Below are 11,966 nucleotides of genomic sequence, written 5' to 3'. Positions count from 1 at the left end.
CGCTGGCGCAAGGCGTGGCCGACAGCCCGGCGCTGGCCGCGCAATGACCGCGCTGGCCCGCCGGGCGGGATCGCCGGTGCTGCTGCTGGCCTTGTGGCAACTGGCGGCGGCCTTGGCGGCGGGGCAGTTCCTGCTGGCCGGGCCGGCCGAGGTCGCGGGCTGGCTTGCCGCCAATCCGGGGCTGGTCGGGCGCGCGCTGTCCGCCACGCTGGCGAATGCCGCCTGGGGGTTTCTGGCGGGCAACCTGGCCGCCATCGGCATCGCCGCCGTGGCGATGCTGTGGCCGCGCGCGCTGCCCCTGCTGGCCGGGCTTGCCCTGGTGGTCTTTTGCCTGCCGCTGGTCGCCACCGGCCCGATCCTGCGGGTGATGATGGGCCCGGGCAACGGCCCGCAGGTCGTGCTGGCGGCGCTGGCGGTCTATTACACGACGCTGATCCCGCTGCTGGCGGGGATGCGGGCCGCGCCGGCGGCCTGGTTCGACCTTGTGGCGCTTTATGGCCGGGGGCGGCTGGCGGCGCTGGTCCATGTCCGCGCCCGGGCATTCCTGCCCTATCTGCTGGCGGGGTTGCAGATCGCCGCGCCCGCCGCCTTCCTGGGCGCCATGGTGGGCGAGTTCACGGGGGCCGAACGTGGCATGGGCGTGCTGACCATCCGCTTTACCCGCGACCTGAACGTCCCCGCCTTGTGGGCCATGGCGAGCGTTTCAGCCGCCGTCTCGATCGCGGCTTATCTTGCCATCGGCGCGCTTGGCCGCCGCTTCTTGCTGGAACGCCCGCCCGTGATCCTGGCCCCGCCGCGCCTGTCCCGGGGCTCGCGCGCCCGCCGCCTGCAGGACGCCGCCCTGCTGGCCGCTGTGACGATGGCCCTGTGGTGGGGCGGGATCTGGGCCTTGGGCCTGAACCCCTTCTTCGCCAAGCGCCCGCCGGACCTGCTGGCGGCGCTGACCCTGGCACCCGATGCCGCCGCCACCCGGCAGGTGCTGCTGGGGGCGGCGGGCCAGACGGCGGCGCTGGCCCTGCCCGGCTATCTGGCGGGGCTGGCACTTGGCGCGGGGCTTGCGGCCCTGCTGTCGCTGGTGCCCGTGCTGTCGGGGCTGGTGACGCCCCTTGCCATCGCGCTGCGGTCGGTGCCCATCGTCACCACCGCGCCGCTGGTCGTGCTGCTGCTGGGGCGCGGCGGCGCGGGCACGGTTGCGCTGGTGGCGCTGATGGTGTTCTTTCCCGCCTTCGTCGCCTGCCAGCACGGGCTGCGCCAGGCGCCGGGGCAGATCCTCGACATCCTGCGCGCCCATGCCGCCGGGCGGCGGGCCGCGCTGGTCCATGTCCGCCTTCCGGCGATGCTGCCCGCCTTTTTCGCGGCGGCCCGGATGGGTGTGCCCGCCGCCATCCTGGCCGTCACCGTGGCCGAATGGCTGGCAACCGGGCGCGGACTTGGCAACCTGATGGCGCTGTCGGCATCGCTGTCGGACTACACGATGCTGTGGCTGGCGGTGGCGCTGGTCACGGGGGCCTCGGTCCTGTGCTACGCCGGTGTCGCCACCGTGGAACGCCGCGTGCTGCGCGTCTTCGCGCCCGAGCAGGTGGACCCGTGACCCCCGCCGCCTTTGCCATTCCCGGCGACATCGCCACCCTGACCGGCGGCTATCTGTATGAACGCCGCCTGCTGGAGGGGCTGCGCCGGTTCGGCCACGACATCCTGCATCTGGAGCTGCCCGCCAGCTTTCCCGACCCTTCCCCGGCGGACATGGCGGCGGCCATCAAGGCCCTGGCCGCCCTGCCCCCCGACCGCCCGCTGATCCTGGACGGGCTGGTCTTTGGCGCCATCGACACGCAGGGTCTGGCCCGGGTCCGCGCGCCGATCCTTGCGATGGTCCATCACCCCCTGGCCATCGAAAGCGGCCTGGACCCGGCGCGGCGCGATCACCTGTTCCGCACGGAACGCGACAACCTGCGGCTGGCCCGGCACGTCCTGGTGCCAAGCCCGCATACCCGCCGCATCCTGGTCGAGCGTTACGATGTCGCGCCCGACCGCATCACCATCGCCCGCCCGGGGGTGGACCGCCCCCGCCTGCCGCGCGCACCCGTCTCGCCGCCGCTGATCCTGTCGGTGGGCATCCTGCACCCGCGCAAGGGCCACGACATCCTGATCGAGGCGCTGTCGCGGCTGACGGACCTCGACTGGCGGGCGGTGATCGTCGGCAAGCCCTGGGATTCCGCCCATGCCCGGGCGCTGACGGCGCAACTGGCGGCAAGCCCCGCCGCCCGGCGCATCACGCTTGCCGGACAGGTCGCGCCCGATGTGCTGGAAGGGCTGTATTCGCAGGCCACCCTTTTCGCGCTGGCGACCCGATACGAAGGCCACGGCCTTGTCTTTGACGAGGCGCTGGTGCGCGGCCTGCCGGTCGTCAGCTGCGCCACCGGCGCGGTTCCCGACACCGTGCCCCCCGGCGCGGGCCTTCTGGTGCCGCCGGGTGACGCAGCAGCCTTTACCGGGGCGTTGCGCCAGGTGCTGGAGGACAAGGCGCTGCGGCATGGAATAGCCCGGGCCGCCTGGAACGCAGGACGCGATCTTCCCGGGTGGGACGCCACCGCCACCATTACCAGCGGGGTTCTTGACCGCTTGCGGCCCTGAGGCTGCCCATGGAAAAGGCCCGCGCCGATGCGCGGGCCTTCGTGCTTCACTGGCTGCGCTCAGGCGGCGGCCTTTTCGGCGGCGGCGTTGATGACGCCTTGGGCCAGGCCCGTCAGCTTTTCGTCCGTGGCCGATTCCTCTTGCAGGGTCTGGTCCAGCAACGCCACGGCCTCGTCCATGCCAAGCTGCTGCGCCCAGGCCTTCAGCGTGCCGTAACGGGTGATCTCGTAATGCTCGACCGCCTGGGCTGCGGCCAGCAGGCCCGCGTCCAGGGCGGGGCTGCCCTTGAACTCCTCGGCGATGTCCTCGGCTTCGGAAATGATGCCCTCGATGGCGTCGCAGGTCTTGCCGCGCGGGCTTTTGCCGATCAGCTCGAACACCTGGGTCAGGCGCTCGACCTGGCCCTGGGTTTCCTCCTCGTGCATCTTGAAGGCGGCCTTCAGATCCTCGCTCTGGGCGGCGCGGGCCATCTTGCGCAGCGATTGCAGGATCTTGCGCTCGGCGTAATAGATGTCCTTCAGCGTTTCGTGAAACAGCGTGTCCAGCGTCTTGTCGGCCATGGAAAAGCTCCTTGCTTCGTTCGGTGCGCCGCAGTCGTGTTGCAGCGCGGGACGCCTTTCCAACCACTCGCGCGCGGGTCCGTTCCATCGCCCGCGCGATCTGGCGACATTTATTCGTCAAAGGCCGGGCAGGCCCAGGGACAACTGGCGTTCCCCGGCCTCGTCCCCGGATCCCAGGGATGACAGCGTGACGCCCAGCAGCCGCACGCCCTTTTCGACGGGAAACAGCGGTTGCAGCAACTGGACGGCGACGGTCTCCAGATCGCGCGCGCCACTGACCGGGCCGGGCAGCGTCCTGCTGCGGGTGATCTGCTGGAAATCGGCGTATTTCACCTTCAGCGTCACCGTACGGCCGGTCAGGCCCTTGCCCTCGCAATGCCGCCAGACCTTGTCGGCCAGGGCGGCGATCTCTTGTTGCGCCGCGCCAAGGTCGTGGATGTCGGTGGAAAAGGTATCCTCGGCCCCCACCGACTTGCGGATGCGGTGGGGTTCCACCGGGCGGTGGTCGATGCCGCGCGCGATGCGGTGATACCAGTCGCCCGCCTTGCCGAAGTGATGGCGCAGGAATTCCGGGGACCGGGCGCGCAGGTCGGCGCCGGTGAGGATGCCCAGCCGTTCCATCCTGGCGGCCGTGGCGGGGCCGATGCCGTGGAACCCCTTGACCGGCAGCGCGGCCACGAAGGCGGGGCCGCGCGCGGGGGTGATGACCGCCTGGCCGTTGGGCTTGTTCAGGTCGCTGGCCAGTTTCGCCAGGAACTTGTTGTAGGAAATGCCTGCGGATGCGTTCAGCCCCGTCACCTGCCGGATCCGGTCGCGGATCATCAGCGCGATGGTGGTGGCGATGGGGATGTCCTGCTTGTTCCGGGTCACGTCCAGGTATGCCTCGTCCAGCGACAAGGGCTCGATCAGGTCGGTGTGTTCGGCAAAGACCGCGCGGATCTGCTGGGATACGGCGCGATACACCTCGAACCGGGGGCGGACGAAGATCAGGTCGGGGCAGCGCCGCTTCGCCGTGACCGAGGGCATGGCCGACCGCACGCCGAAGGCCCGCGCCTCATAGCTGGCGGCGGCCACCACGCCGCGCGCGGCGGATCCGCCGACGGCCACGGGCTTGCCGCGCAGGTCGGGATTGTCGCGTTGTTCGACGGATGCGTAAAAGGCGTCCATGTCCACATGGATGATCTTGCGCAGGGCCGCCCCTTCCGCGCGGTTGTCGCAATCCTCGGGTTCCGCCATGGGGCTTCCATTCTGCCATCGGCCAGCGCGTACCATCCTATCCGACCGCATTTCCGAAACAAAGAGGGAACATCACGGGACGCCTGCAACCACCCGCCCCGCGCGCGGTTTTCCCCCGGGGTAACGGAAAGGAACACGGGCATGAGCTTCGGGACGCCGGACAAGAATGGCAAGGTCAACGAGGGGCTGATCTATGGCCCACCGGGCGACCGGACGGTCCACCTGTGCATCGACATGCAGCGCATGTTCGACAAGGGCTCTCCCTGGGCGGTGGAATGGCTGCGCCGGGTGCTGCCGCAGGTCTGCCAGGTGGTCGAACGCTGGCCCGCGCAGACGGTCTTCACCCGCTTCATCCCGCCCGAGACGCTGGACGACGCCCCCGGCACCTGGCGCCCCTATTACGAGAAATGGCCGCAGATGCTGCGCCAGAACATCGACCCCGACTGGCTGCGCCTGCTGCCCGAACTGGAACTGCACCTGCCCACCGCGCGGGTTTTCGACAAGCCGGTCTATTCGCCCTGGATGGACGGCCGGCTGCACCGGATGCTGCAAGAGGACGGCATCGACACGCTGGTGATGACCGGGGGCGAGACGGATGTCTGCCTTCTGGCCGCCGTGATCGGGGCGGTGGACCTGGGCTATCGGGTGATCATCGTGTCCGACGCGCTGTGTTCATCGACCGACGAGACGCATGACGCCACGATGGAGATTTACGGGAACCGCTTCGGCCAGCAGATCGAGATGATCAGGACGGAAAAGCTGCTGGCGGCTGTGGTGTAGGGGGATCGGCCTTTCTTCCTTTGCCGACCTGATCTGGCGAAGGCGATGGCCTTCGCCAGATCGAAAGAGGTGCCTAAGGCTGCCTGCACTCGAACCGCTCTGACAACTCGCGGAACACCTGGGCGATGGCCAGTTCGGTTTCCAGCCCCTCGGTGATGACGGCGCCCGGGTCTTCCTGGCCGTCATGCATGACCTGGCGTTCGGACAGCCAGTCGCACAGCGCCGCGCGGCCCCCTGCATCCAGAAGACCGGGCAGCGCCTCGATCAGCTTGCCATAGGCGATCAGCCGGGCGTCGGCCTGATCCGGCATGGCCTCAATACCCGCCGGGGGGATCGCTGGCCGGGAAGGATTCGTCCACGGTCTCGTCCACGCGGTCCCAGTGGCGCGGCGGGGCGGACATTTCCCGGGTGCCAGCCGTGCGCACATAGCGGTAGTTGCCGCCCTCGTCGTCGCGGCTGGACGCGGCCTTGGCGATCAGGCCCGCCACCATCATCAGCGCGCCGCCCGCTATCAGGATATCGCAGTTTCGCATGGTCTTGCTCCGATCTTGTGGGGGCCAAACGACGCGGCGGGGGCAGTTGTTCCCCACAGCCGGGGCGCGGCCTTTGCGACTGATAAACAGCAAGGTGGAAACCCATCGGCCCGCTGGCGGTTCTGCAAGGGCATCCCGCCCCGACCGGGCGCCATTCACCAGCAAGACGAGGCCGCAGATGCGCGATTATCCCAAGCCCCCCTTCCCCAGGCAGCAGCAGGAATTGCCCGGCAGCTTCCAGAAGATGGACCCCAAGCCCGACCATGGCGAGGAAAGCTGGCGCGGCGCGAACCGGCTGGAGGGGATGAAGGCCCTGATCACCGGGGGCGACAGCGGCATCGGCCGCGCGGTCGCCATCGCCTATGCGCGCGAGGGGGCGGACGTGGCCATCGCCTATCTGGACGAAACCGACGACGCGCAATCCACCGCGCAGCTGATCCGGGACGCGGGCCGCGAATGCCTGACCTTCGCGGGCGACATCTCGGACCCCGAACACTGCCGCAGGATCATCTCGGAAACCGCCGCGAAGTTCGGGCGCATCGACATCCTGGTCAACAACGCCGCCCACCAGGAAACCTTCGACCGGATCGAGGACATCCCGGACGAGGAATGGCAATACACCTTCGCCACCAACATCCACGCGATGTTCTACCTGACCAAGGCCGCCGTGCCGCATATGAAGCCCGGTTCCGCGATCATCAACACGGCCTCGATCAACGCCGACACCCCCAGTCCGAACCTGCTGGCCTATGCCACGACCAAGGGCGCCATCCAGAACTTCACCATGGGCCTTGCGCAAATGCTGGCCGAACGCGGCATCCGCGCCAATGCGGTGGCCCCCGGCCCCGTCTGGACGCCCCTGATCCCCGCCAGCATGGACCCCGAGAAGGTGTCCAAGTTCGGCGAGAACTATCCGATGAAGCGCCCCGCCCAGCCGGTCGAACTCGCCTCGGCCTATGTGATGCTGGCGGAACCGATGTCTTCCTATGTCTCGGGCGCGACGATTGCCGTGACCGGCGGCAAGCCGATGATCTGAGGGTGAACGGATGACGCGACACTGGGGCGGGCAATGGTCCGGCGACGGCTGGACGGCGCGGATCTGGGCGCCGGACGCCAAGGATGTGGGGCTGGTCCTTGGCGGGCGGCACCACCCGATGGCGCGCCAGGGGGACGGGTTCTGGTCGGTGACGGTCCCGGCACGGGAAGGCGACGAATACCTGTTCCGCATCGACGGCCAGGATATTCCCGACCCGGCATCGCGCCTGCAGGCGGGCGACGTTCATGCGCCCTCGGTCGTGACACGCCCCAGCCCTGCCCCACAGGCGTCATGGCAGGGGCGTGACTGGGCCGAGGCGGTGATCTATGAACTGCACCTGGGCACCTTCACGCCCGAAGGGACGCTGGCGGCTGCCACGGAAAAGCTGGCCGGGCTGGCCGGTCTGGGCATCACCGCCATCGAACTGATGCCCATCGGCCAGTGGTCGGGTGCGCGTGGCTGGGGCTATGACGGCGTGCTGCCTTATGCGCTGCACCCGGCCTATGGCAGCCCGGACGACCTGCGCCGCTTCGTGGACCGCGCCCATTCGCTGGGCCTGATGGTCATCCTGGATCTGGTGATGAACCATTTCGGCCCCGAGGGCGCCTATCTGCACCACGCAGCACCCGCCTTCTTCGATGAAAGCCGCCATACGCCCTGGGGCGCGGCCATCGACTTTTCGCAGGACGCCGTGCGCGAATACTGGATCCAATGCGCGGAATACTGGATCGGGGAATTCGGGCTGGACGGGCTGCGGCTGGATGCCGTCCACCAGATCACCGGCCCCGGCGCGGACGACTTCATGCGCCAGTTCGCCGGGCGCGTCCGCGCCGTCGATCCCGCGCGCGCCATCCACCTGATCGTCGAGGATGAACGCAACGAGGCCTTCCTGCGCCAGAACGGCTATGACGCCAGCTGGAACGACGATTTTCACCATGCGGTCCACTGCGCGCTGACGGGCGAATCCGACAGCTATTACGCCAGTTTCTCGCATGATCCGGTGGGCGACCTGTCCCTTGCCCTGCAACGCGGCCATATCGAGGAAGGCCAGGACCGCCCCGACCGGGACGAACCGCGCGGGGAACCCTGCGGGCACCTGCCGCCCACGGGCTTTGTCAACTCGACCCAGACCCATGACCAGGTGGGCAACCGCGCGCGCGGCGAACGGCTGCTGTCGCTGGCCGATCCCGATGGGGTGCGCGTGGCCTATGCCCTGCTGCTGACAGCACCCTATATTCCGATGATCTTCATGGGCGAGGAGCGCGGCGCCACCACCCCCTTCCTGTTCTTCGCCGACTATACCGGCGACCTGGCCGAAGCCGTCCGCAAGGGCCGCGCCGCCGAATTCGCGGGCATCGCCAGCCTTGGCGACAAGGTGCCCGACCCCCTGTCCATCGACACCTTCCAGCGGTCCAAATTGGACTGGTCTGACAGCGACACCGCCCGCGACTGGCTGGACCTGACGCGCCGCGCGCTGGCCTTCCGCGCCGATCATGTCGTGCCGCTGCTGAAATCGGGCCGCAGCGCCCCGGCCGAGGTCGCGCGCATCGGCGCGGCATCCCTGACGGCGACGTGGCATTTCAACGTGGGCACCCTGCACCTGGGATTGAGCCTAGGACAGGCCGAACCGGACCTGAAGCCGCAGGATGAAGCCTTTTCCGTGGGCCGCGCAGGCCATGATCCCTTTGCCCTTTTTGTGACCACAAGGCCCAGATGACCCATCACATCCCGACGGCAACCTATCGCATCCAGCTGCGCGACGGCGTGGACTTCGCGCGGGTCCGCGACCTGCTGCCCTATCTCAAGGGCCTCGGGATCTCGCACCTGTATCTGTCGCCGATCTTCATGGCCTCCACGGGCTCGACCCATGGCTATGACATCATCGACCCGACCCGGATCGACCCCGCGCTTGGCGGGCGAGAGGGGTTCGAGGCCCTGGCCCATGCCGCGCAGGCGCAAGGCCTGGGCATCATCCTGGACATCGTGCCGAACCACACCGCCTTCACGCTGGAAAACCCCTGGCTGCTGGACGTGCTGAAGCAGGGGCAGGCCAGCCGCCATGCCCGCCACTTCGACATCGACTGGAACGCGGGCCCGCTGGCCCTGCCCTTCCTGCCCGAGCCCTTCGAGAAGATGCTGGCCGACGGCGCCTTCAGCGCCTCGGACGGCGCATGGCGGTTCGGCGATGTGGCGGTGCCCCTGGCCGAGGGCACCGTGACGGACGACCTGCGCGCCCTGCATGACGCGCAGCATTGGCGGCTGGTCCATTACAACCAGGAACGCGACGGCATCACCCACCGCCGCTTCTTCAACGTCACCAGCCTGATCGGGATGCGGGTCGAGGACCGGCAGGTCTTTGACGACACCCACGCCCTGATCTTCGATCTGGTCCGGTCGGGTCTGGTCCAGGGGCTGCGGGTCGATCACATTGACGGGCTGGCCGATCCCGCGACATATCTGGACCGGCTGCATCAGGCCCTGCCCGACACCCCCGTCTGGGTGGAAAAGATCCTGGTGGGGGACGAGACCCTGCCCCCGGAATGGGAAACGGTCGGCACCACCGGATACGAAGCCGCGCGCCTGATCGCCCGGCTTCTGACCGACCCGGCGGGGGTCGAAGAACTGGACAGGATGTGGCGCAAGGCGACCGGCATCGAAACGGCCTTCCGGGCCGAGCTTCGCCAGGCCAAGCTGGACGTGCTGGACAACGAACTGGCCGCCGAACGGCGTCAGCTGCGCGACATGGCCGCCGCCGCCGTCAAGGGATCGCCGGTGGCCGAACCGGGGCCGGAATCGCTGCGCGAGGCGATCACCGCGCTGCTGGTCGCCATGCCGCGATACCGCAGCTATGTCACCGACACCGCCCGCCCCGAGGATCGCGAGCTGCTGCGCGCCGTGGCCGACGATGCCGCCCAAGGGCTGCGCAGCCGCGAGGTCGTCGATCTGCTGGCCGACGTGATGCTGGAACCCCAGACGGACGAGGCGCGCGCGCTGGTGCGCCGTTTCCAGCAGGTGTCCGGCGCGCTGCTGGCCAAGGCGCAGGAGGACACGGCGGGCTTTCGCTGGACCCGCTATCTGCCCGCGAACGAGGTCGGGGCCGAGCCTGATGAGCCCACCGTGACGGCGGAGGAGGCCAACGCCTTCCTGGCCCGCCGCCGCGCGTCGGACATGACGCTGGTGTCCACCCACGACACCAAGCGGTCGGGCGATTCCCGGATGCGGCTGGTCGCAGTCAGCCACCTGCCCGGGGCTTTCGCGGCACTTTACGAGGCGGCCTGCGCCCTGCCTTCCGCCAAAGGGGTCGAGCCGCGCTGGCGCTGGTATGTCGTGCAGTCGGCCCTGGCGATCTGGAACGGCGATGCGGACGGCAGCGCGGACCGGCTGAACGGCCATATCGAAAAGGCCATGCGAGAGGCCAAGCTGACCAGCTTCTGGTCGAACCCCGACCAGGGGGCCGAGGCCGCCGCCCAGGCCTTTGCCCGCGACCTGCTGGACGCCTGGCAGCGCGCGCCCGATCCCGCCCTGCAATCCCTGCTGGACCGGGGCGAGGCGCTGGCCTTCGCGCAGCTGGCCTTGCAGATGCTGATGCCGGGCTTTCCCGACATCTATCGCGGCGACGAGGGCGGGCTGCTGGCGCTGACCGATCCCGACAACCGCCTGCCCGTGGATTGGAACAGGCTGTCCGCCCCCCCGGATGCGGACAGCAAGCTGCACTGGACCCGCCAGCTTCTGGCGCTGCGCCAAAGGCACGCCGATTTCCTGAAGGACGCGGATGCGCAGGTCCGCCTCGACGGCACCGGCCTCCGGCTGGTGCGCAGCGGGGGCGGCCGGCATCTTGCGGTCGCGTTTTCACCCAAGGCCCCGGCGCGGGACGGGGGGGATTTGTCGCGTGCCTTCGCGGATGGCAGCGGGGTGCGCGTGACGCTCAACCCGGTCAGGACACTGGACAATTTTTGAGGGCTGCCGGAACAATCCGGCGTTGCGGCGGTTGCTGGAACGGGTCGGCTTCAGGCGGGCCCCTTTCCCTTGAAAAAAGGACCGTCCCGGTGACAGACCAGCAGCCATCGTTGTCCAGACTGACCCATCCCGACCGCGGCGTCGCCGCCATCCTGCTGGCGGGCGGCAAGGGCACCCGGCTGCATGACCTGACCGCCTCTGAGAGCAAGCCCGCCGTGCCCTTCGCGGGCCGCAACCGGATCGTGGACTTCGCCATGGCGAACGTAGTGCGGTCGGGGCTGGACAGGCTGCTGGTGGCGACGCAATTCGCGCCCGCCACGCTGAACCACCACCTGCCCGCCCGCTGGGGGGGGCATTTCGCGCCGGGCGCGCTGCTGCTGCGCGACGGGCGCGACCGCTACCTGGGCACCGCCGACGCGGTGCGCCACAACTGGCGGCAGGTCCAGGACTGGGGCGCCGACCAGGTGCTGGTGCTGGCGGCCGACCACATCTATGACATGGATTATGCCGGGCTGATCGCGGCGCATCGCGCATCGGGCGCGGGCGTCACGGTGGCGGTGGACGTGGTGCCCCGGACCGAGGCCAGCGGTTTCGGCGTGATGCAGACCGACGACAGCGGCCGCATCCTCTCCTTCCTGGAAAAGCCCGCCAATCCCCCCGCCATCCCGGGAGAGCCCGACCGCGCCATGGTGTCGATGGGCATCTATGTCTTCGACGCGGCCTGGCTGCGGGACGCGCTGTTCGGCCCCGGCATCGAGTCGCTGGATTTCGGGCACGAGGTCATTCCCGCCGCCGTGGCGCAAGGGTTGGCCATGGCCTATCGCCTGCCCGCCGGTCCGGGCGGGCTGCCCTATTGGCGCGACGTGGGCACGCTGGACGCCCTGCGCCAGGCGCATCTGGATTTCGTGGCCGCCCAGCCGGCGCGTCTGCCGCGCATCTCGCCCGCAGCCGAATGGTATCTGGCGCGCGGCAGCGTGATGATGCCCGGCGCGGTGGTGCCGCCATCGGCGCGGCTGACCTGCACCATTGTCGCGCCCGGCACCCGGATCCCGCATGGTCTGGTCGCGGGCGAAGACCCCGACGAGGACGCCCGCTGGTTCCGCCGCGAAGGCCGCACGGTGCTGATCACGCAGGCCATGCTGGACCGGCGCGAGGCGCTGCGCATCCCCACGATCCTGCCCGCGCGCCAGGGCACTGCCCTGCATCCGCGCGATGTGGCCTGAACCTGGATTG

The 11,966-nt window shown here is 69.3% G+C and carries 11 protein-coding genes; 7 read left to right on the top strand and 4 right to left on the bottom strand.

Annotated features, from left to right (window positions below):
- The first annotated feature begins 43 nt into the window (after positions 1-43).
- The gene (locus tag JX613_RS05395) at positions 44-1,591 is read left to right on the top strand and encodes an ABC transporter permease (protein WP_207100445.1); all 1,548 of its coding nucleotides are present in this window, start codon (positions 44-46) and stop codon (positions 1,589-1,591) included.
- A complete protein-coding gene (locus tag JX613_RS05390) occupies positions 1,588-2,631 on the top strand; it encodes a glycosyltransferase (protein WP_207100435.1) in 1,044 nt (347 codons plus the stop codon). The genes JX613_RS05395 and JX613_RS05390 overlap by 4 nt, the downstream gene beginning before the upstream one ends.
- Before the next feature lie 59 nt (positions 2,632-2,690).
- Here the strand turns inward: JX613_RS05390 and JX613_RS05385 are convergent, their stop codons facing one another.
- Both JX613_RS05385 and dinB read right to left on the bottom strand, forming a co-directional pair.
- A complete protein-coding gene (locus JX613_RS05385; protein WP_207100434.1) occupies positions 2,691-3,191 on the bottom strand; it encodes a YciE/YciF ferroxidase family protein in 501 nt (166 codons plus the stop codon).
- Positions 3,192-3,308: 117 nt separating this feature from the next.
- Positions 3,309-4,427, bottom strand: coding sequence for a DNA polymerase IV (gene dinB / locus JX613_RS05380; RefSeq protein WP_207100433.1), 1,119 nt, complete (start codon positions 4,425-4,427; stop codon positions 3,309-3,311).
- Positions 4,428-4,568: 141 nt separating this feature from the next.
- On the opposite strand from dinB, the gene JX613_RS05375 reads away from it, so the two are divergent.
- Positions 4,569-5,207, top strand: a complete 639-nt coding sequence (locus JX613_RS05375) for a cysteine hydrolase family protein (RefSeq protein WP_207100432.1) — start codon at positions 4,569-4,571, stop codon at positions 5,205-5,207.
- 73 nt (positions 5,208-5,280) lie between these two features.
- Here JX613_RS05375 and JX613_RS05370 read toward each other — a convergent pair whose 3' ends face one another.
- Positions 5,281-5,517: a hypothetical protein gene (locus JX613_RS05370; RefSeq protein ID WP_207100431.1), complete on the bottom strand. Its 237-nt coding sequence runs from the start codon at positions 5,515-5,517 to the stop codon at positions 5,281-5,283.
- Positions 5,518-5,521: 4 nt separating this feature from the next.
- Positions 5,522-5,740 carry a hypothetical protein gene (locus JX613_RS05365; protein WP_207100446.1) on the bottom strand — a complete coding sequence of 73 codons (219 nt, stop codon included), beginning with the start codon at positions 5,738-5,740 and terminating at the stop codon, positions 5,522-5,524.
- A gap of 178 nt (positions 5,741-5,918) precedes the next feature.
- Between JX613_RS05365 and JX613_RS05360 the strand changes: the two genes are divergently transcribed.
- From JX613_RS05360 to JX613_RS05345, 4 genes are all read left to right on the top strand, one after another.
- A complete protein-coding gene (locus JX613_RS05360) occupies positions 5,919-6,776 on the top strand; it encodes an SDR family oxidoreductase (RefSeq protein WP_207100430.1) in 858 nt (285 codons plus the stop codon).
- Positions 6,777-6,786: 10 nt separating this feature from the next.
- Positions 6,787-8,493 carry a malto-oligosyltrehalose trehalohydrolase gene (gene treZ / locus JX613_RS05355; RefSeq protein WP_207100429.1) on the top strand — a complete coding sequence of 569 codons (1,707 nt, stop codon included), beginning with the start codon at positions 6,787-6,789 and terminating at the stop codon, positions 8,491-8,493.
- A complete protein-coding gene (gene treY / locus JX613_RS05350) occupies positions 8,490-10,733 on the top strand; it encodes a malto-oligosyltrehalose synthase (RefSeq protein ID WP_207100428.1) in 2,244 nt (747 codons plus the stop codon). The genes treZ and treY overlap by 4 nt, the downstream gene beginning before the upstream one ends.
- 89 nt (positions 10,734-10,822) lie before the next feature.
- Positions 10,823-11,956 (top strand): sugar phosphate nucleotidyltransferase, encoded by a 1,134-nt coding sequence (locus tag JX613_RS05345; protein ID WP_336512274.1) that lies wholly within the window; start codon positions 10,823-10,825, stop codon positions 11,954-11,956.
- Positions 11,957-11,966: the final 10 nt, after the last annotated feature.

It is taken from the genome of Paracoccus shandongensis (assembly GCF_017315735.1).
Classification (GTDB): domain Bacteria; phylum Pseudomonadota; class Alphaproteobacteria; order Rhodobacterales; family Rhodobacteraceae; genus Paracoccus; species Paracoccus shandongensis.
The sequence above is the reverse complement of the archived record's forward strand: the minus strand, read 5'-3'. Positions and strand labels throughout refer to the sequence as shown.

Coding starts and splice junctions, on each gene's coding strand:
- JX613_RS05370 (WP_207100431.1), bottom strand. CDS start 5,517: ATGCCGGATCAGGCCGACGCCCGGCTGATCGCCTATGGCAAGCTGATC.
- JX613_RS05375 (WP_207100432.1), top strand. CDS start 4,569: ATGAGCTTCGGGACGCCGGACAAGAATGGCAAGGTCAACGAGGGGCTG.
- JX613_RS05365 (WP_207100446.1), bottom strand. CDS start 5,740: ATGCGAAACTGCGATATCCTGATAGCGGGCGGCGCGCTGATGATGGTG.
- JX613_RS05360 (WP_207100430.1), top strand. CDS start 5,919: ATGCGCGATTATCCCAAGCCCCCCTTCCCCAGGCAGCAGCAGGAATTG.
- treZ (WP_207100429.1), top strand. CDS start 6,787: ATGACGCGACACTGGGGCGGGCAATGGTCCGGCGACGGCTGGACGGCG.
- JX613_RS05395 (WP_207100445.1), top strand. CDS start 44: ATGACCGCGCTGGCCCGCCGGGCGGGATCGCCGGTGCTGCTGCTGGCC.
- dinB (WP_207100433.1), bottom strand. CDS start 4,427: ATGGCGGAACCCGAGGATTGCGACAACCGCGCGGAAGGGGCGGCCCTG.
- JX613_RS05385 (WP_207100434.1), bottom strand. CDS start 3,191: ATGGCCGACAAGACGCTGGACACGCTGTTTCACGAAACGCTGAAGGAC.
- treY (WP_207100428.1), top strand. CDS start 8,490: ATGACCCATCACATCCCGACGGCAACCTATCGCATCCAGCTGCGCGAC.